Source organism: uncultured Empedobacter sp. (genome assembly GCF_937930195.1).
GTDB lineage: Bacteria > Bacteroidota > Bacteroidia > Flavobacteriales > Weeksellaceae > Empedobacter > Empedobacter stercoris.
On sequence record NZ_CALGVK010000173.1, the window covers coordinates 1 to 19,547 of the forward strand.

Consider the following 19,547-nt stretch of genomic DNA (forward strand, 5'->3'; position numbering starts at 1 on the left):
AAGGAAAACTTGCTTGACCATTTTTATCTAAAATAATCATACCTCCATCACCACCTAATTGACCAATTTTTTTGATGACCTCATCTCCTGCTTGTTTGGAAGAAAGTTTTTTATATTCCATTAATGCAGCCACATCATACGCTGCTACAGCTTTTATAAAATACTCGCCCCAACCTGTACTCGAAATACCAACTTCACTGTTTGCATAGGTTCCAGCACCAATAATTGGAGAATCTCCAACACGACCAAAACGTTTATTTGTCATACCTCCTGTTGAAGTTCCCGCAGCAATATGACCTTTTTGATCTAATGCAACTGCACCAACAGTTCCAAACTTTTCGTCAACAAAATTAAATGGTACATAAGCCTGTGTTTTGGCATCATGATCCAATTCCATTTTATCTTTATCTTTTTCGATTACTTTTTGCAAAGAATTCCAACGCTCTTCTGTTTTGAAATAACTTGGATCAACCAATTCTAAGCCTTGCTTTTGAGCAAATTCTTCTGCCCCTTTTCCAACCATCATCACATGTGCAGAATTTCGTAAAACTGTTTTAGCTGCTGTAATAGGATTTTTGATTGTCGTAACTCCAGCCACAGCACCAGCTTGCATTGTATGTCCAAGCATCAAAGAAGCATCCATTTCATTCTTGCCTTCATGTGTAAAAACCGCTCCTTTTCCTGCATTAAATAATGGCGAATCTTCCATCACTTTTATGGCTTCTATAACAGCTTCTTCACTTTCTCCTCCTTTTTTTATAACTTCAAAACCTTTCGTTAAAGATTCTGTTAATGCTTCTCGGTAAGCTTTTTCTTTTTCAGCTGTCATATATTTTTTCAGAATTGTTCCAGCTCCACCATGTATTACTAACACAACTTTGTCTTGTTTTGATTGTGCAGAAACAGAAATTGTCAAAACAGACAAGATTAAACCAACTATTTTTTTCATGTGTAAAATTTTATTCAATGCTTAAAAATAAAAAAGTTTACAGAAAATAACTATTTTTAGCATTGATTTTGATACATACAAAATATCAATAACCGTTATTAAAACAATAAGTCACCTATGAACTCACAAAAACATTATCTTTCTAATAATATTTTATTACAATTAGCATTTATTGCAGTTATACTTTTAGTTTTTGGGTTAATATCTAAAAATCTTTTGGCTTTTTTCCCTGGATTTCTTGGCGCTTTATGCTTGTATGTACTTCTTCTGAATCCTTTACAATGGTTGGTTAAAGAAAAAAAATGGAACAAATTAGTAAGTGTAATTTTACTAATGATTAGTAGTGCTATTTTAATTATTGGTCCATTGTATTTATTGATTCAAATGCTGACGAATAAAGTAATGGTTTTATTAAATGATACAGTTCAAATTAAAAAAGATGTCAATAAAATCATTGAAATGTTACAAACAAAATTTCATATTGATGTATTTAGCGCAACAAATATTGAAAAAATTACACAAGTCGGTGGAAAATTATTAGAAAAAACCCTGAATGCCTCTATGGATATGACAGTGCAATTAGGTGTTGCATTTCTTATTCTATACTTTATGTTAATGAATCATCAGAAACTTGAAAACTGGTTTTACTCAGCAATTCCTTTTAAAACAAGCAACCTTAAACGAATGAATACTGATTTAAAAGATTTGGTAATTTCTAACGCTATTGGAATGCCTTTGACAGCGTTTATACAAGCCGTAATTGCTTACATTGGATACTTAATATTTGGTGTAGACGATGCATTTACTTGGTTTGTTTTAACCATTTTTGCTGCAATGTTACCCGTCGTAGGAGCTGCATTAATCTACGTTCCTTTAGCTTTATTTTTACTTGCAAGTGGAGAAACAGGACACGCAATTGGATTATTGATTTACTGTTTTGTAGTGGTAGGACTTTCTGACAATTTGATTCGTTTAGTTTTACAAAAAAAGATGGCAGATGTTCATCCATTAATTACTATTTTTGGAGTAATCGTTGGTTTAAATCTTTTCGGATTTATCGGAATTATTTTCGGACCAATCTTATTTTCTGTATTCTTTTGGTTAGTAAAATTGTATCGATACGAATTTATTGATCCAAATCCCGAAGACAATTAATACAAAACCCAATAATAAATGAACTTAGAAAACTTTAAATTCTTTAAACCCTTAGAACCTCGTTGGAGTGATTTTGATCCAATTGGTCACGTAAATAATGTGTTTTATTTCGAGTATTTTCAAATTGGTCGCGCCTATTATATGCAGGCTTCAAGCAAAAAGTGGCAATGGACACGACATATGTTTGTGATTGCTCACATGGAAGCGAATTATCAAATAGAATTGCGTCCTAATGCTTTAGAACCACGTATTGGCGTTCGTGTATCGAAATTAGGAAACAAAAGTTTTGATTTCGAATATATCGTAACAAGTAAAAATGAAAACGGGGAAGATTTGATTCATTGTACCGGAAAAAGTACACAAGTAATGTACGATATGGAAGCAAAAAAATCAATGGAATTACCTGATTGGGTAAAAAATGATTTTAAAAATTACGAAGGTAATCTTTAAAAAAATCAATAAAATTTTAACAGTAGTTAATTCTTTTTGTTAGATAATGATTAGATTTAACTACTGTTTCTTTTTTAATTAATTGCGTTATGAAAAATTTATTTTTAATGCGTCATGCAAAAAGTAAATGGAACGAAAATGTGTCTGATCAATTCCGTTCTATTACTGACATTGGTGAATTGAAAACGAAAAAAATTGCGCACTATTTAAACGAAAATTTTGAACTAAACTTTGACCAAGTATTTTCGAGCAAAGCCGTTCGAGCTAAAGAAACTTCTCAATTGGTCAAACCAATTCTTTTTCCCTCGCAAATAATTCATATCGAAGATGATTTATATACATTTTCTCATTATTTATTAGATAAATGGATTAGAAATTTGGACAATCAATTGCAAAATGTTCTTATTTTTGGACATAATCCTGCGTTTACCGACATTACAAATCAATTAGGAAACGAAATGATTTACAATCTCCCAACATCTGGATTTGTATGGATACAATTCGATTCAGATAATTGGAAAACGATTGCAAAAGGTAAAACCATGAAAATAATTACACCTAAAGAAATTAAATGAAAAAATACATCAACCGAGAAATCAGCTGGCTTTCTTTCAATGCACGTGTGTTGCAAGAAGCTTCTGACGAAACTGTTCCATTGTTAGAACGAATTCGTTTTTTGGGAATTTATTCTAATAATTTAGACGAATTTTATTCTGTTCGCTATTCAACAATTTTGCGTTCAATACAGTTCAAAGACGTTGAAATTGTTTACCAAAATATTGTACCCGATCAAACCGATGAAGAATTGATTGACGAAATTAATGAAATTGTTCGTCAACAGCGTGTTCAGTACGATGATTTACACAATCAATTGTTCAAAGAATTAGAAAATCACAACATTTTTGTAATTGATGACACTTCTATTCCAGAAAATTATTTAGAATTTATTTCCGAATATTTTTATAACGAATTTATTCATACTGTTGGTGTATTTATTTTAGACGACATCAAAAAAGCTCCGCCTTTGCGTGACGGATCGTTTTATTTAGCTGTCAAAATGCAATTAAAAGATAAAATTCAATATGCTCTTTTGATTGTGCCAACCCATTTATTTCCACGCTTTATCGTGCTTCCAAAGTTTGACGAAAATACGTATGTGATGTACTTGGAAGATATTATTCGTTATCATTTGAAAACTATTTTCAAGATGATTGATTTCGAATCTATCGAAGCACATTCAATTAAAATTACGCGCGCCAGCGAACTCGATTTTGATAATGACTTAGAACATAGTTTATTAGAAAAAGTGATAAACAGTTTAGAAAATCGTAAAAAAGGAGTTCCTGTTCGATTGGTGTACGATGCCGAAATTGCGCCAGATACACTAAAATTTTTCTTGAAAAAATTACGACTTGACGAATATGACAGTATCAATCCAGGAGGAAAATACCACAACAAACGCGATTTGATGAGTTTTCCAAGCTTTGATATTTCTGGTTTAACATATGATAAAATCAAACCAATTATTCAGAATAAACCATTTAGCTACAACAGTTATTTTCAGGCTTTTTCTGAAAACGAAGAAATGATGATGGCACCATATCACGATTATTCGTTGCTATTAAAATTTTTGAGAGAAGCCGCAATTGATCCTAAAGTAACAAAAATTAAAATCACTATTTATCGCGTTGCCAAAGATTCGCAAGTGATGCATTCGTTGATAAACGCTGCAATGAATGGCAAAGAAGTTACTGCTGTTTTAGAACTTCGCGCACGTTTTGATGAATCAAACAACGCCATGTGGTCAAAGAAATTACAGGAAGCTGGTGTTAATGTTATTTTCGGAGTTCCTGGACTGAAAGTACATTCGAAAATTGGTTACATTGAACGTAAGCCTGATAATGGTTTAGCTCAGAAATATGTATTTATCAGCACAGGTAATTTTCATGCAGGAACAGCAAAGATTTATACGGATTACACATATTTCACAACAAATCCTGGAATCACGAAAGATGTAGAACAGATTTTTAAATTTTTCGGAGCAAACTATTTAAATTTAACCTACAATCATTTATTGGTTTCACCTTATGGAACGCGCAAAAAAATTGTGAAGATGATTAAGCGAGAAGTTAAAAATCATCAAGCTGGTTTACCTGCCGAAATCAATATGAAACTAAATAGTTTAAGCGATAAACAAATCATCGATTTATTATATAAAGCATCACAGAAAGGTGTCAAAGTACGTTTGGTTGTTCGTGGAATTAATTGTTTGATTCCAGGAGTTAAAAATCTATCCGAAAATATCGAATGTGTAAGTGTAATTGATAAATTTTTGGAACATCCACGAATTTATTGGTTCAAAAATGCAGGCGATGATAAAGTTTATATTTCTTCGGCTGATATGATGGAACGAAATTTAGATAACCGTGTCGAAGTGGCTTGTCCAATTTACGATCATAAATTCAAGAAAATAGTCATGGATACGTTTAACCTTAGCTTTGAAGATAATATAAAAGGCCGTAAAATTACAGCGGCATCATCGTTAGAATATAAACGAAATAATAAAAAACCAAATCGCTCTCAATACACAACCTACGAATATTTAAAAGAATTAAACGAACAAGAAAATGAAGATTAGAAAATTAGGCGCAATTGATATAGGTTCTAACGCTATGCGGTTGTTGATTAATTATGTTTATGAAGAAGAAGGTCGTGCACCTATTTTTAATAAAACGAGTATTGTCCGCATGCCAATTCGTTTGGGACATGACGTTTTTATTGATGGACAAATTTGCGAAAATAACGTGGAACGTATTTGTGATGCCATGTTATCGTATGCCTTAATGATGAAAGTTTATGATGTAGAAATATATAAAGCTTATGCAACTTCTGCTATGCGCGAAGCAAAAAATGGCAATGAAGTAGTTAAAAAAGTGATGAAAAAGTCTGGCATTAACATCGAAATTATTGATGGAAAAACAGAAGCAGAATTACTTTTTAATACCGAATTAGGTGCATTTATCAAAGATAAAAAAATCTATTTATATGTGGATGTTGGTGGTGGTAGTACTGAATTAACTTTATTAAAAGATAACAAGGTTTTTACATCAAAATCATTTGAAGTTGGTACTGTTCGTTTATTAGAAAACAAAGTTGCTCCAACTACTTTTGAAGAAATGAAAGAATGGATTCAAGAAAACATTGGACATGATGAAATAGAATTAATTGGTTCTGGAGGAAATATCAACCATGTGTACAAATATTCGGGAGTAAAATTGGGAATGCCATTAAGCAGTACTTATGTTAAAAAACATTACCAAACCCTACAAAGCATGACTGCTGAAGAACGAATGCAAAACTTTAATATGAAACCCGATCGTGCAGATGTTGTTGTATATGCTTTAGAAATATATAATAATGTGCTAAAATGGTCGCATGCAAAAAAAATACATGTTCCAAAAGTTGGACTTTCTGATGGAGTTATTCGAGAAATTTATAAAAATTTATAATAAAAACTTATTTAATTTTGGTCAGAACGAATTCTGACCTTTTTTATTTCTACAAAACTCTATTAAATGAGTTTATTATTCAGACTTCCTCAAAGAGCTTTGCCTTATAATTTAACTGCTTTTATTTTTAATTTGCAACTTTTTTCTTCAAAATCTAATCATTAATTTAGTTTTCGAATTAACACAATATTGAAATGAAGAAAAATTTAACGCTGCTATTTTCAGCGTTTGTTTTATCTATGGCTGCGCACGCCCAAACGGCAGAGCAAATTGTAGATAATTACGAAACGAAGGCAATAGCTGGTAATGTTGAGTACAAATTTGCTCAAACAATTAATGACAACGCCACACAACGAGTTTACACGCAAAGAACTTATCAAGGTATTCCGATTTATAACAGTTACTCAACTTATATTATTAAGGAAAACCAAGTCATCTCTAAAACTTCATCAGAGAATTTTAATATTTCTTTAAATAATGCCAACATTTCTCCTGCTCTTAGTATGGACGATGCTTTGAACAAAGCCGCACAATTTGAAGGTTTAAAAGTTTTATCTAATACCAACTCAACTCAAGAAGGAATTTATTTCTCTAATGAAGAGTCTGCTGAACTTGTTTATTACATTAATGAAGATAATCAAGCAATCTTAAGCTATACATTTAGTTATCAATTAGTAAAAGAAAACCAAAACGATATCATTCATGTTGTCATCAATGCAATGAATGGCGAAATTATCGAAAAACATAACAACACATTAAGTTGTGGATTTGACCATGGATCTTTTCATAATGAGAATTTAGCAACATTCAATAAAGCAGATTGGGATTGGTTATATAGTGACGTTAATAATGCAGCTGCTCCTCAATACAATGTTTACCAATTACCTTTAGAAGCTCCTAATCGTGGAGGAAGATCTTTTGCCAATTCCTCTGTTTTTAACGCTGTAGCTTCTCCTAACGGTTGGCACAATACAGCAGATTCAACAATAAAAACAAGAACAGAAGGTAATAACGTGCGAGCTGTAAGAGATCATAATTCTATTGGATATCAAACTTATAATTCTGCATACAACACAATCACATTAAAAGATACCGATTATGCTGACGGTGGAAATAATTTGAATTTCGATTTTCCAATGGATTTAACTGAACATCCTTACACAAATTGGGAAGCTGCAACTACAAACTTGTTCTATATGAACAATATGATGCATGATATTTTCTACAACTATGGATTCACAGAAGCTAACGGAAACTTTCAAAAAGAAAACTTTGACAAAGGTGGTACAGGAAATGATGATGTTGTTGCATTGGCACAAACAGGTTTGTCAATAGGAGCTATTAACAACGCTACATTTGCTACTCCGCCAGATGGTAGATCTCCAAGAATGGCGATGTATCTATGGAAAAAAACACCAGTACCACTTATTATCAATTCACCCGAAAATATTGCAGGTGGATATCAAGCAACTATCCCTACTTGGGGAGGAGCTTTGACTTCTACAGCTTTAACAAAAGACTTAACTTTACTTTTAAAAAGTGAAACCACTGGAACTCCATACGATGGATGTGGAACAATTACTAACACAGCAGAAGTAAATGATAAAATTGCTGTCATCTATCGTGGAGATTGTTCTTTTGAATCAAAAGTAAAAACCGCACAAAACGCAGGAGCAAAAGGAGCTATTATTGTAAATAATGTCGCTGGAATGATTAATATGTCAGGTAGTGATACCACAATTACAATTCCTGCAATTTCTATTAGCAAAGCAGACGGTGACGCTATTATAAAAGAATTAGAAAATAAAACGGTTGTGAATGCTTCGCTTGTAAAAGGTGAAGATTCTTATATTGACGGAAGTTTAGACAACGGTATTATCGCTCACGAATATGGACATGGAATTTCTAATCGATTAACAGGTCCTATTACAAATGCGAACTGTTTAAGTAACCTTGAACAAATGGGAGAAGGTTGGTCTGATTTCTTTGGATTGATGATTACGCAATTACCAACAGATACAAGTACAACCAAAAGAGGTATTGGTACTTTTGCGACAAGTCAAAATCCTGATGGCGCTGGTATTCGTCCTACAGTCTATTCTACTGATAAAACTGTTAATCCTGCCAGATACGGTTTATTAAAAAGCTTTGGAAATGGCGACTCTCCTCATAATACAGGTTATGTTTGGGCATCTATGCTTTGGGATTTAAACTGGAAAATGGTAAACAAATATGGCTTCTCTCCAGATATGTATAACGGAAAAGCAGGTAACAACATGACTATACAGTTAGTAATGACAGGACTAAAACTACAACCTTGTGCTCCAGGTTTTGTTGATGGTCGCGATGCAATCTTAAAAGCAGATGAGCAATTATTTGAAGGTGCTAACAAGTGTGATATTTGGGAAGCATTCGCTAATCGTGGTTTAGGTTACAGCGCAAAACAAGGAAGTGCAAATAGTAGAATTGATGGTACAGAAGCTTTTGATATGCCTCCTGCAGATGTATTAGAATGTAAATTATCTACGTCTGATATCAAAGAATCTACATTCCAAATGTATCCTAACCCTGCTAAAGATATCGTTTATATTACAGATAAATCTATCAAAAATGATATCAAAGTTGATATTGTTGATATGACAGGAAAAGTCGTTTCAACTAAAACAGTGAAATTTGACGGTCAAAAAGGAAGTATTTCTACCGAAAATTTACCAAAAGGTATTTACATCTTAAAATTTGAAACAAGTAACGGAACAGTAACAAAGAAATTAATCAAAAACTAATTTCGATTTTCAAATTAAATATAAATCCGAGAAATTTCACTTTCTCGGATTTTTTTATTCAATGATTTTTTTTGAATTAAATCGAATATTATTTTGTTTCAATATTTCTAAAAATTTAGCTTCTTGATTATTCTTAATTTGTTTTATTTTTTAAAATACATTGTAGTTTCTATGATTGTATTATCTTTTTTTTGTTTCTGTAAGACTTGAAAATAACAATTTTGATTTTGTTTAATATTTTTAGGATCAAAGAATAAATATTTACTTGTTGAACTAGAGTTTACTTTTTTGTCTATAAATACTGTATCATAAATTTTTATGATTTCTTTATTTGAAAAGTCATTAACTAATTTATCAGAACAAAGTATGCAAACGTAGGTTTCTAATTTTTCAAAGCTTGATAACATATATTTCGGAATATTTACAATGATAGAATCTTTCGTGTGTTTATAATAAAAACTGAAATCATTATTTATAACTCCTTTTTTTAAGTTTTCTGATTGTTTAAAAACTTTATATTGATTTTTATATATTTTTCCATTAATTCTAATATTTTGAGACATAACAACAGTTTCTAATTTATCATTTACATGATGTAAATCTGAACTCCATCCAATTAAACTTCCTATTTCTTTATTTTTACCTAATAAACGAAGCGTGTCAATAGTTTTTAAAAGATGATTTTTAGTGAAACCATTTTCCAAGTAAGTTGAATCATCAATATATCTTCTTGTAAAATAGTCAAGAGAATCGTTTTTCTTTCTAAATGTTGAAGTTTCTAAAGTTTCTATTTGTGCTTTATTTTTACAATTAAAGAATAATAAAAAGAAGAAAATAAGGTATAAATATTTCAATGTCGTGTTTATTAAAATTAAATAAATCTACAAAATAATTCAATTATCTTTGCCGCAATTATTCGATAAAAATATGATTACAGTTAATGATATTGCCGTTCAATTCGGTTCTACAACGTTATTTAGTGGAGTTAGTTTTGTGATAAATGAAAATGACAAAATTGCCTTGATGGGCAAAAACGGAGCAGGTAAATCTACTTTACTAAAAATTGTTGCAGGTCTCAACAAGCCTTCTTTAGGGAATATATCAGCGCCAAAAGATGCAATCATCGCTTATTTACCTCAACATTTGCTTACTGAAGACAATTGTACAGTTCGCGAAGAAACGTCAAAAGCGTTTGCTGAATATCTTTCGATGAAAAATGAAATTGATGAAATCAATGAGCAATTAACTGTAAGAACTGATTACGAAAGTGATGCGTACATGAAATTAATCGAGCGTATGACAGAAGTAAGCGAAAAATTTTATTCGATAGAAGAAGTAAATTACGAAGCCGAAGTAGAAAAAGTTTTGAAAGGAATGGGATTTTCGCAAGAAGACCTCGATCGATCAACTTCCGAGTTTTCTGGAGGATGGCGTATGCGAATTGAATTGGCTAAAATTCTTTTACGCAAACCAGATTTAATTTTATTGGATGAGCCAACAAACCACTTGGATATCGAATCGATTCAATGGTTAGAGGATTTCTTAAAAAATCAAGCCAAAGCTGTCATGGTTATTTCGCATGACCGCGCATTTGTTGACAATATTACCAATCGAACAATTGAAGTAACGATGGGCCGCATCTATGATTATAAAGCAAAATACACCGACTATTTGGTTCTGCGTCAAGATCGTAGAATTCATCAGCAAAAAGCGTATGATGAACAACAAAAATTTATTGCTGAAAATAAAGCATTTATCGAGCGCTTTCGTGGCACATTTTCTAAAACAGAACAAGTGCAATCGCGTGTTCGTATGTTAGAAAAATTAGATATAATTGAGATCGATGAATTGGATACTTCTGCTCTTAAATTGAAATTCCCACCAGCTGCACGTTCTGGTCAATATCCTGTTATTGTCGAAAATTTAGACAAATCCTACGGTGATCATATTGTCTTTAATGATGCGAATATGGTGATTGAACGTGGTCAAAAAGTTGCTTTGGTTGGAAAGAATGGAGAAGGAAAATCGACAATGATTAAAGCAATTATGGGCGAGATTGATTATAATGGAAAATTAGAAATTGGTCACAATGCTCAAATTGGATATTTTGCTCAAAACCAAGCTGCATTATTGGACGAAGATTTGACTATTTTCGAAACTGTTGATCGTATTGCCGAAGGTGATATCAGAACACAAATCAAAAGTATTTTGGGTGCATTTATGTTCAAAGGCGATGATATCGATAAAAAAGTAAAAGTTTTGTCAGGTGGAGAAAAAACACGTTTGGCGATGGTAAAATTATTATTAGAACCTTATAATGTGTTAATTTTAGATGAGCCAACAAATCACTTGGACATGAAAACAAAAGATATCATCAAAGATGCGTTGAGAGAGTTTGAAGGAACCGTAATTTTAGTTTCTCACGATCGTGATTTCTTAGATGGTTTAGCAGAAAAAGTGTTCGAATTTGGAAATAAACGCGTCAAAGAACATTTTGAAGATATTAAAGGCTTCTTGGCTACAAAAAAAATGGAAACATTGAATGAAATAGAAAAATAAACACTTTTCAAAATATGAATAAACAAAAACTATTTGCTGTATTATTCTTGATTATTTCAAGCTTTACTTACGCTCAAAAAAGGTATGTAGATGTAGAATTAGTGAAGATGAATAATGATACAATCCAATCAAAAATGATGGTAATTGTCAATCTATTTAATAAAAAACTTATTAACGATGCCAGTTTTTATAAAAAATCCATCTTAGTTGATGACAACAAGAAGAAAACAGCAAAAATTAAAGCAAAAGATATCAAATCTTTATCTTTCACTAACTTATATGATCGTAAAGTGACTTATGTAAACGATGGAAATCAATTGAAAGTTTTAGTTTATGATGGAAAAATAAAATGGTATCAAAGAATTTCTCAACATCCGATGGATGGCTCGATAAGCTACCACGATTATTTAGTTAATGAAAAAAATGAAGTTTTTCCTTTGGGCATGTTTAATCATCGTAAAAACCAACTTAATAAAGCGATTGCAGACCATCCTGAATTATTAAAGGAAATTGAAAATCAACGCATGGATGATATTGATTTATTGGATATTTTAACACGTTATAACAACTCAACACTATAACTTAAAGCCTCTTTATCAGAGGCTTTATTATTTAATAAAACTCTCCATCTACATAAAACCATTTGCCATTTTCTTGCACAAATGTAGAAAGCTCGTCATGCTCATAGATTTCCCCTTGTTTATCTTGATAATAAGCTCTAAAACGAACTTTATCGGCATTTGCAAAAACAATTTCTAACTTCAACCATTTATTTGATTTTGCCCAATCTTCGATATCACTAAAATCATTATTTTTTCGGGTAGATTCGTGCGTCGTATCAACCAAATATTTAGGCATAACTTTTGAAAAAGCTGAATAACGAGAACGCATCAATTCCTCTGGCGTTTTTGGAACTTCATTGTTTAAATGAAACGGTTCGCAACATTTTTTATATTCTTTTCCTGAACAACAAGGACAATTCATTTCTTCTAAATTTTATGCAAAGATACTGTTTACTTGTCTTTGTGGTAATGATAATGATCTTGAATCACAACTTGTATAAAATCAATATTTCCTAAACCATCACTTTTTACTTCCATGATTTCCTCTAATTTTCGAGTTAATTTTAGTAGAATATCATAATTATTATTCTCCAAAGCAGATGTAAAATTTTCTTTTACAATATTAATATCACGATCCGATAAACGATAAACCTCTGGAAAACGAATCTTATACGATTCTGAAACTTCGGCAAAAATGGTTTGAGACAAATCTAATTTCGGGTTCAAATCAATTAAACAAGTATTCGCCACAATATCGCCTAAACGTTGACCTTTTTTATTAACAATCATCGTAATTAATGCGATAAATCCACCAAATAAAAACAACTCAACTATACCAATCACCCAACGTAAAAAATAATCAAAATTATTCGCTCGGTTTCCATCTATCCGAATCACGCGAATTTTCATCAACCATTTTCCAATCGTTTGACCTTTCATCAAAATCTCTAAAATCAATGGATACAGCAAAAATATAAATCCATTCACACTATAAATCCCCATCAGAAACCATTCATCTCTGTTAGGTATAAAATCAGAAAAATAAGCCAATGCATACACCAATATGATACGAATAATCATATCGATAATATACGCCAGCAATCGTTTTCCGATAGGTGCAATATTGTAAGCGATTTGCACGTTTTGAGGTGTATTGACTAAAAGTTTATTCATATATTTGATTCACTAACAACTACTCTACAATGAGAGAAGCGCATTTTATTGATAAAAATAAGGCTAAATGGTCTGATATTGAACATAATTTAAAAAATAAAATTGAAGTTCATCCAGATGTTTTAGCAAAAAATTACATCGAAATTACAAATGATTTGGCGTTTGCTCAAACTTATTATCCAAAAAGTAAGACGAAGGATTATTTGAACGAGTTAGCCTTGTTTGCACATCAATCAGTTTACAAAGATCAACGAACATCAAGCAATCAATTTGTACAATTTTTTAAAGAAGATGTCCCAAATGTGGTGTATAAAAACCATAAAATGTTGTTATATTCTTTCCTGATCTTTGCTTTAGCAGTTTTAATTGGAATTCTATCTTCACATTTTGATCCCGATTTTACACGCTTAATTTTAGGAAATCAATACGTGGACGAAACCTTAATGAACATCAAAAAAGGTGATCCAGCAGCAATTTATAAATCGGGAAGCCAAACGGGTTCTTCTTTAGCAATTACCATAAACAATATTCGTGTTGCATTTTTAGCTTTTACCTTAGGTTTATTTTTCAGTATTGGCTCAGGATATATTCTTTTTTCGAACGGAATTATGTTAGGCGCTTTTCATTATATGTTTTTCAAAGAAGGTGTTCTTGGTAAAGCGATGACAGCAATTTGGATGCATGGAACAATCGAAATTTCTGTGATTATTATCGCCGGAGCATGTGGACTTATGTTAGGAAATGGATTTATGTTTCCTAAAACGTTATCCCGAAAAAAATCGCTGATTATCAAAGCAAAAGAAGCTGTTATGATTCTTTTAAGTACAGTTCCAATGTTTATTCTTGCTGGTTTTATCGAAGGATTTATCACACGTTTATACGATGTTAATATTTTTATTAGCCTTGCTGTTATCCTGCTTTCTTTATGTCTAATTGTGTGGTATTACATCATTTTTCCTATTCAAAAAAATAGACAAAAAACGAAATTGTTTAATCAAATTTTGGAATCGAATGAAACAGTTTAAATTATTTTTGACAATTTCACTATTTTTCGTTCAACTTTTCATTTTCGCACAAGAAAAAACTGCAGAATTTAAAGCATTTAAAGAAAAATATACTGGAAAAGATTTTGATTATAATGATGTTCCAAAACCTGAAAAAGAATTTGAACCTGGATTTTTTACAAAATTATTCGAAAGAATCATACAATTTCTAACTTACTTACCTTGGGAAATAATTTTTTATTTCACAATTGGTTTATTCCTAATTTTCATAGCGTTCCGTGTTTACAAAAATGGTGGAATCATGAAAAAAAATGCTAAAAATTTATACGATGAATCTGATTTTGATCTTATAGAAGAGAATTTGGTTAATGTTAACCTTGATTCGTTAATCAACAAAGCAGAAAATGAAGAAAATTACGCTTTAGCAATTCGTTATTTACATTATCAAAACTTACAAAATTTAGATAAAAAAGGTTGGATTGAATGGAATCCTAAAAAAACCAATCAACAATTTATCAATCAAATTAAAGACGAAAAAGCTCAACGTACATTCAGTCAAAATACAAAAATTTTTAATCAAGTTTGGTTCGGAGAATTTCAATTAGATGCGAATAAATACACTGAATTCAAATCAATTTTTAATCAATTTAATCAATATTTAGCCTCATGAAGAAAAAATTAAGCATTCTATTTGGCGTTGTTTTATTGATTGGATTTATTGCTTTTTCAATGCAAAAACTTCGCTACGATTTACCTAAATCGTGGAAAGTAAATCTTGTTCAAAACAGTAAAGATCCTTACGGATTATATGTGATGCACAAAGAAATTGGTAATTTATCAAAAGGAAAAGTACATGATTTAGAAAAGCTATCTGAACTAAAAATCGATTCTAAAAAGGCAAAAGATTATGCGGTTGTTGTCATCGGCTCAGAAGTTTATTTCGATACTGTTGCAAAAAATCTATTAAGTAATATTGCCAGAAATGGTGGTATTGTATTCATCGCAGATTATTACGATAATTTTGGAGACGACACGAATGGTTTGGATGATGCAATCGTTTTTGACACTGTATATGCGGATTCTACTGTTATCGAAGAAGATTTACTATACAACAAAACGCAAATCATTAAAAATGATTTTAAACTTAAAACGGACAAAACATTTAAAATAAAGAAGAAAAAAGAAGTTGATCATCATTATTTTAGTGAAATCACAACTGATTCTGAAGTTATTGGAACTATTACGTATGAAAATAAGACTTATCCAAATTACCTGAAAATAAAACCTGAATCTTATAAAGGTTTTTATTTATATCATGCTGAACCTCTTTACTTTTCGAATTATTATTTACTGAATGAAGATAATTATTTTTATGCAAAATCGGTTTTAGAACCCTTAAATGGAAAAACTATTTTTTGGTACAATACCTCAAAAACCTATGCAGGAAGTTCTTCGATGATGCGATTTATTATGGCAGAACCTGCATTAAAAGCAGCTTGGACAACTTTATTGATTTTACTTTTTCTCTTCCTTATTTTTAGAAGTAAACGCGAACAACGTATTATTCCAATCTACACAAAAGAAGAAAACCATACCGTGGAATTTGCCAAAACAATTTCTTCTTTGTACCAAGAAAATGGTGAAGTAAAAGACATTATTTCAAAGAAAATTGACTATTTTTTATATAAATTGAGAAAAACATTTTTAATTGATACAGATGATATTACCAACAAACAATTCATCGAACTTGTCGCACAAAAAGCAAATTTAAGTCAAGAGGAATGCCTTGAAAATTTTACAATTCTAAAAAATATTTCCCAGAAAAATCAACCGAATGAACACGACCTGAAAGTTGTGTATCAAATCATCGAAAACTATAAACAAAAAGCAAATATCTAATGAACTACGAAAATACTTATCAACCATTCGAAAATAGAATTGATTTTTCGGATGTACAACATAAAATGCAAGCTGTAAAAAATGAATTGAAAAAAGTAATCGTTGGACAAGACGATGTGATTGATCAATTGATTTTAGCTTTATTATCGAACGGACATTCATTGATAGAAGGTTTACCTGGAGTAGCCAAAACAATGATGGCAAAATTATTGGCAAAAACCATCGATTCTGGTTTTAGTAGAATACAGTTTACACCAGATTTAATGCCTTCTGATGTGATTGGAACGTCTATCCTTAACTCAAAAATCAATGAATTTGAATTCAAACAAGGTCCTATTTTTTCGAATATTATCTTAATTGATGAAATCAACCGTTCTCCTGCAAAAACGCAAGCCGCTTTATTCGAATCGATGTCAGAAAGACAAGTCACTGTAGATGGTATAACTTACCCGTTACAAGCACCTTTTTTAGTTTTTGCAACACAAAATCCCATCGAACAAGAAGGAACTTATCGATTACCTGAAGCGCAATTGGACCGTTTTATGTTCAAGATATATGTTAAATATCCTTCACTTGAAAGTGAAATTGAATTATTAAAAGAACAACAAGAACGCAAAAATATTGACAAAGAATCGTTAATTGAAAAAGTAATTACTGGCAATGAAATCATTGATTTTCAAGATCGAATAAAATCTGTTTTTGTACACCATGCATTGATTACCTACATTGCAACGATTGTTCATCAAACCAGAATCGATCAAACATTATACATAGGCGCTTCGCCTCGTGCTTCTATTGCCATTTTAGATGCTGCTAAATCAAATGCAGCAGTTAATGGGCGTGATTTTGTAATTCCAGAAGATATCAAACAAATTGCACATATAATTTTAGGGCATCGCGTTGTTATGGTTCCTGAGAAAGAAATGGAAGGTTTTACAACTGAACATATCATTCAGCAAATTATTGATCGTGTAGAAATTCCTCGTTAATGAAATTTTTCAAAAGCCTATTTCTTACCAATCGCTTCTTTTATGCGGGATTTTTTGTTGCATTTTGTTATGTGATTGCCTTTTTCTTATCTCCTATTTTCTTGGTGGCAAAAATGGTAACACTCTTATTTATAGTGAGCGTTATCCTTGAAATTTTTTTGGTTTTTCTTCCTAAAAATTCATTAGAAATTAGTCGAAAATATCCGGAACGATTTTCAAATGGAGATGAAAATGAATTAGAACTTTCAGTTACAAATAATTATCAATTTTCGTTAAATGTGAGAATTATAGAAGAATTTCCACTTCAGTTGCAATTGAGAGAATTCGAATTGAAAAAACGATTTAAAAGTAGTCAGAACACCAAATTTGATTTCAAAATTCGTCCAACAGAAAGAGGTTCGTATAAATTTGGAAGTACAAATGTCTTTATTTCTATTTTTGGTTTCATTGAGAAAAAGATAAAAGTTAACGAACCAATAGCGATCGCTTGTTATCCTTCCTATCTACAATTCAAACAATTTCAGTTGTATTCAACTGCTCAAGTTCAGAATCAATTTGGAATGAAAAAAATTCGAAAAATTGGAACCAATACAGAATTCGAAAACATCAAAAATTATACAACTGGTGACGAATACAGATTGATTAATTGGAAAGCTACTGCGAAAGCAAATCGGTTAATGGTCAACCAATTTCAAGAAGAAAAATCGCAACCTGTTTATTCGTTAATTGATTTGGGAAGAACGATGCGGATGCCTTTTGATGGTTTAAAATTAGTAGATTATTCGATCAATTCGAGTTTAGTCATCGCAAATATTTCACTCCAAAAAAATGAAAAAGCTGGGTTAATTACTTTCAACAAAAAAATTCAAGATCATGTCGTTGCAGATCGAAAAAATCATCAAATGCAATTGATTTTGGAAAAATTATACAATGTACAAACCGATTTTTTGGAAAGTGATTTTGGACAATTGTATGCTTACATTAAACGAAAGTTAACGCAACGTTCACTCCTATTTATTTACACCAATTTTGAAACAATTGACGCTTTAGAACGTCAATTACCTTATTTGAAATTGATTAAAAAATCGCATGTAGTCGTTTTGATTATGTTCAAAAATTCGGAATTAAAGAAATTAAATCATCAAAAAGCGAAAACAACAACAGATATTTATGATCAAACGATTGCAGAAAAATTTAATTACGACAAAGAATTAATCATCAACCGTCTGCATCAATTCGGAATTTTAACCATTTATTGCGAACCAAAAGAATTATCTATTAACCTTATCAATAAATACTTAGAAATTAAAGCGCGTGGATTATTTTAAAAAATGTTTTTTTAACTATGTTTTTAGAAAAATATGCACAATTCTTGCTAAAAGTTGATCAAAATAATCTTAACAACCATGAAAAAAATAATTCAGATCATTTGTTTATTTATAACAACAGGTCTTTTTGCGCAAACAAATTTTGTTGACAATAAAATTACTTCACCAAAACGTATTATTCTATTAGATGCAGGTCACGGTGGGACTGACACAGGCGTAAAACGAGAAGAATTTCAAGAAAAAGATATTGCCTTAAAAATTGCAACGGTAATACAAGAAAAAAATCCTTTCGAAAATATTGAGTTTGTTTTGCTACGCAAAGGTGACGAACAAATTATCAATACCAATCGAGCGAAATTAATTAACGAAATCAAACCAGATTTAGTTTTGTCTCTTCACGCAAATTATAATGTAAAAGATTCGAAAAAAGGAACTGAAATTCATCTTTCTCCATTGAATCCTACTTTCGAAGAATCTAAAATACTTGGCGAAAAAATAGGAAATAACATCAGCAGTTTAGGTTTCGAAAATCTTGGAATTGTAGAGTCTAATGCAAAAATACTACGTGATTCTCAAGTTCCTATTGTGATGATCGAAATTGGATATTTGACAAACATTGAAGATCGAAAACTATTGACAAACGAAGAAAATTATCCAAAAATCGCAGATAAAATTTTTGAAGCATTGAAGAATTAATATCTTAAAAAAGATGATATATCCAATTAGATTTTTGTTTCATAAATAATTGATTATCTTCAAAATAATTTAAAACACTATTCGATAAAAAAGAAAATCTATTTTTTTGCGATTGCAGGTTTGATCACAACTTCAGCTTTATTTGCGCAAAATTCTAAAACTTTTGTAATTGATGCTGGTCATGGAGGACATGATATTGGATCAAAAAATAGCGTTATCACCGAAAGCGAATATTCGTTAGAATTGGCACAAAAAATTCAAAAATTAGCAAGAGAAAAAAATATCAAGGTAATTTTGACGAGAACTGAAAATGATTTTTTGGATTTGCAATCATGATGCCGAAACATTACAAAGCACTACTTATAAAAATCAATTAGCAGAAAAGATCGTTCAATATTTAGAAAATTACCAATCAATATAAAAAAAAGGACTTCTATTAGACTGCACCCAAAAGTTTGGACAGATTAAAAATTAATAATTATAAAAATGA

At 31.0% G+C, this 19,547-nt stretch carries 19 protein-coding genes; 15 read left to right on the forward strand and 4 right to left on the reverse strand.

What is annotated here, in order from left to right; genetic code table 11:
• Positions 1-949 (reverse strand): isoaspartyl peptidase/L-asparaginase family protein (locus tag Q0616_RS09860; protein WP_298776802.1); only part of this gene is annotated, 949 nt, incomplete at its 3' end.
• Between the two features lie 117 nt (positions 950-1,066).
• On the opposite strand from Q0616_RS09860, the gene Q0616_RS09865 reads away from it, so the two are divergent.
• The 6 genes from Q0616_RS09865 to Q0616_RS09890 all read left to right on the forward strand — a co-directional run bounded on the left by Q0616_RS09865 (position 1,067) and on the right by Q0616_RS09890 (position 8,846).
• Positions 1,067-2,104, forward strand: coding sequence for an AI-2E family transporter (locus tag Q0616_RS09865; RefSeq protein WP_286483941.1), 1,038 nt, complete (start codon positions 1,067-1,069; stop codon positions 2,102-2,104).
• An 18-nt stretch (positions 2,105-2,122) separates the two neighbouring features.
• The gene (locus Q0616_RS09870) at positions 2,123-2,554 is read left to right on the forward strand and encodes a thioesterase family protein (RefSeq protein ID WP_260543577.1); all 432 of its coding nucleotides are present in this window, start codon (positions 2,123-2,125) and stop codon (positions 2,552-2,554) included.
• An 89-nt stretch (positions 2,555-2,643) separates the two neighbouring features.
• On the forward strand, positions 2,644-3,129 hold the full coding sequence (locus Q0616_RS09875; protein ID WP_171621625.1) for a histidine phosphatase family protein: 486 nt from the start codon (positions 2,644-2,646) through the stop codon (positions 3,127-3,129).
• Positions 3,126-5,192: a polyphosphate kinase 1 gene (gene ppk1 / locus Q0616_RS09880; protein WP_298776804.1), complete on the forward strand. Its 2,067-nt coding sequence runs from the start codon at positions 3,126-3,128 to the stop codon at positions 5,190-5,192. The genes Q0616_RS09875 and ppk1 overlap by 4 nt, the downstream gene beginning before the upstream one ends.
• Positions 5,182-6,063, forward strand: a complete 882-nt coding sequence (locus Q0616_RS09885) for a Ppx/GppA phosphatase family protein (protein ID WP_225540079.1) — start codon at positions 5,182-5,184, stop codon at positions 6,061-6,063. Before ppk1 ends, Q0616_RS09885 begins: the two co-directional genes overlap by 11 nt.
• Positions 6,064-6,257: 194 nt before the next feature.
• Positions 6,258-8,846 carry a T9SS-dependent M36 family metallopeptidase gene (locus Q0616_RS09890; RefSeq protein WP_298776805.1) on the forward strand — a complete coding sequence of 863 codons (2,589 nt, stop codon included), beginning with the start codon at positions 6,258-6,260 and terminating at the stop codon, positions 8,844-8,846.
• A 143-nt stretch (positions 8,847-8,989) separates the two neighbouring features.
• Here Q0616_RS09890 and Q0616_RS09895 read toward each other — a convergent pair whose 3' ends face one another.
• On the reverse strand, positions 8,990-9,700 hold the full coding sequence (locus tag Q0616_RS09895; protein ID WP_188318982.1) for a hypothetical protein: 711 nt from the start codon (positions 9,698-9,700) through the stop codon (positions 8,990-8,992).
• Positions 9,701-9,773: 73 nt separating this feature from the next.
• Between Q0616_RS09895 and Q0616_RS09900 the strand changes: the two genes are divergently transcribed.
• Together Q0616_RS09900 and Q0616_RS09905 are read left to right on the forward strand one after the other, a co-directional pair.
• Positions 9,774-11,405, forward strand: a complete 1,632-nt coding sequence (locus Q0616_RS09900; RefSeq protein WP_260543594.1) for an ABC-F family ATP-binding cassette domain-containing protein — start codon at positions 9,774-9,776, stop codon at positions 11,403-11,405.
• A gap of 14 nt (positions 11,406-11,419) precedes the next feature.
• Positions 11,420-11,986, forward strand: coding sequence for a hypothetical protein (locus tag Q0616_RS09905; RefSeq protein ID WP_171621620.1), 567 nt, complete (start codon positions 11,420-11,422; stop codon positions 11,984-11,986).
• A 31-nt stretch (positions 11,987-12,017) separates the two neighbouring features.
• Here Q0616_RS09905 and Q0616_RS09910 read toward each other — a convergent pair whose 3' ends face one another.
• Together Q0616_RS09910 and Q0616_RS09915 are read right to left on the reverse strand one after the other, a co-directional pair.
• The gene (locus Q0616_RS09910; protein WP_284583889.1) at positions 12,018-12,389 is read right to left on the reverse strand and encodes a YchJ family metal-binding protein; all 372 of its coding nucleotides are present in this window, start codon (positions 12,387-12,389) and stop codon (positions 12,018-12,020) included.
• A gap of 29 nt (positions 12,390-12,418) precedes the next feature.
• Positions 12,419-13,141, reverse strand: a complete 723-nt coding sequence (locus tag Q0616_RS09915; protein ID WP_260543601.1) for an RDD family protein — start codon at positions 13,139-13,141, stop codon at positions 12,419-12,421.
• Between the two features lie 29 nt (positions 13,142-13,170).
• Between Q0616_RS09915 and Q0616_RS09920 the strand changes: the two genes are divergently transcribed.
• The 7 genes from Q0616_RS09920 (at position 13,171) to Q0616_RS09950 (ending at position 19,393) form a co-directional block, all read left to right on the forward strand.
• Entirely contained in the window at positions 13,171-14,166 is a 996-nt protein-coding gene (locus tag Q0616_RS09920) for a stage II sporulation protein M (RefSeq protein ID WP_225542557.1), read from the forward strand.
• Entirely contained in the window at positions 14,153-14,815 is a 663-nt protein-coding gene (locus tag Q0616_RS09925) for a hypothetical protein (protein ID WP_260543604.1), read from the forward strand. Before Q0616_RS09920 ends, Q0616_RS09925 begins: the two co-directional genes overlap by 14 nt.
• Positions 14,812-16,044 (forward strand): hypothetical protein, encoded by a 1,233-nt coding sequence (locus tag Q0616_RS09930; protein WP_286496818.1) that lies wholly within the window; start codon positions 14,812-14,814, stop codon positions 16,042-16,044. The genes Q0616_RS09925 and Q0616_RS09930 overlap by 4 nt, the downstream gene beginning before the upstream one ends.
• A complete protein-coding gene (locus Q0616_RS09935) occupies positions 16,044-17,033 on the forward strand; it encodes a MoxR family ATPase (RefSeq protein ID WP_298776811.1) in 990 nt (329 codons plus the stop codon). Before Q0616_RS09930 ends, Q0616_RS09935 begins: the two co-directional genes overlap by 1 nt.
• Positions 17,033-18,361: a DUF58 domain-containing protein gene (locus tag Q0616_RS09940; RefSeq protein WP_286483933.1), complete on the forward strand. Its 1,329-nt coding sequence runs from the start codon at positions 17,033-17,035 to the stop codon at positions 18,359-18,361. The genes Q0616_RS09935 and Q0616_RS09940 overlap by 1 nt, the downstream gene beginning before the upstream one ends.
• Positions 18,362-18,439: 78 nt before the next feature.
• A complete protein-coding gene (locus Q0616_RS09945) occupies positions 18,440-19,057 on the forward strand; it encodes an N-acetylmuramoyl-L-alanine amidase (RefSeq protein WP_260543617.1) in 618 nt (205 codons plus the stop codon).
• Between the two features lie 120 nt (positions 19,058-19,177).
• Positions 19,178-19,393 carry an N-acetylmuramoyl-L-alanine amidase gene (locus tag Q0616_RS09950; protein ID WP_298776813.1) on the forward strand — a complete coding sequence of 72 codons (216 nt, stop codon included), beginning with the start codon at positions 19,178-19,180 and terminating at the stop codon, positions 19,391-19,393.
• Positions 19,394-19,547 lie beyond the last annotated feature (154 nt).

Excerpts from the sequence above, each read along its gene's own strand:
- Q0616_RS09920 (WP_225542557.1), top strand. The coding sequence starts at position 13,171 with ATGAGAGAAGCGCATTTTATTGATAAAAATAAGGCTAAATGGTCTGAT.
- Q0616_RS09900 (WP_260543594.1), top strand. The coding sequence starts at position 9,774 with ATGATTACAGTTAATGATATTGCCGTTCAATTCGGTTCTACAACGTTA.
- Q0616_RS09890 (WP_298776805.1), top strand. The coding sequence starts at position 6,258 with ATGAAGAAAAATTTAACGCTGCTATTTTCAGCGTTTGTTTTATCTATG.
- Q0616_RS09945 (WP_260543617.1), top strand. The coding sequence starts at position 18,440 with ATGAAAAAAATAATTCAGATCATTTGTTTATTTATAACAACAGGTCTT.
- Q0616_RS09940 (WP_286483933.1), top strand. The coding sequence starts at position 17,033 with ATGAAATTTTTCAAAAGCCTATTTCTTACCAATCGCTTCTTTTATGCG.
- Q0616_RS09925 (WP_260543604.1), top strand. The coding sequence starts at position 14,153 with ATGAAACAGTTTAAATTATTTTTGACAATTTCACTATTTTTCGTTCAA.
- ppk1 (WP_298776804.1), top strand. The coding sequence starts at position 3,126 with ATGAAAAAATACATCAACCGAGAAATCAGCTGGCTTTCTTTCAATGCA.
- Q0616_RS09875 (WP_171621625.1), top strand. The coding sequence starts at position 2,644 with ATGAAAAATTTATTTTTAATGCGTCATGCAAAAAGTAAATGGAACGAA.
- Q0616_RS09910 (WP_284583889.1), bottom strand. The coding sequence starts at position 12,389 with ATGAATTGTCCTTGTTGTTCAGGAAAAGAATATAAAAAATGTTGCGAA.
- Q0616_RS09930 (WP_286496818.1), top strand. The coding sequence starts at position 14,812 with ATGAAGAAAAAATTAAGCATTCTATTTGGCGTTGTTTTATTGATTGGA.
- Q0616_RS09865 (WP_286483941.1), top strand. The coding sequence starts at position 1,067 with ATGAACTCACAAAAACATTATCTTTCTAATAATATTTTATTACAATTA.
- Q0616_RS09870 (WP_260543577.1), top strand. The coding sequence starts at position 2,123 with ATGAACTTAGAAAACTTTAAATTCTTTAAACCCTTAGAACCTCGTTGG.
- Q0616_RS09905 (WP_171621620.1), top strand. The coding sequence starts at position 11,420 with ATGAATAAACAAAAACTATTTGCTGTATTATTCTTGATTATTTCAAGC.
- Q0616_RS09885 (WP_225540079.1), top strand. The coding sequence starts at position 5,182 with ATGAAGATTAGAAAATTAGGCGCAATTGATATAGGTTCTAACGCTATG.
- Q0616_RS09915 (WP_260543601.1), bottom strand. The coding sequence starts at position 13,141 with ATGAATAAACTTTTAGTCAATACACCTCAAAACGTGCAAATCGCTTAC.
- Q0616_RS09935 (WP_298776811.1), top strand. The coding sequence starts at position 16,044 with ATGAACTACGAAAATACTTATCAACCATTCGAAAATAGAATTGATTTT.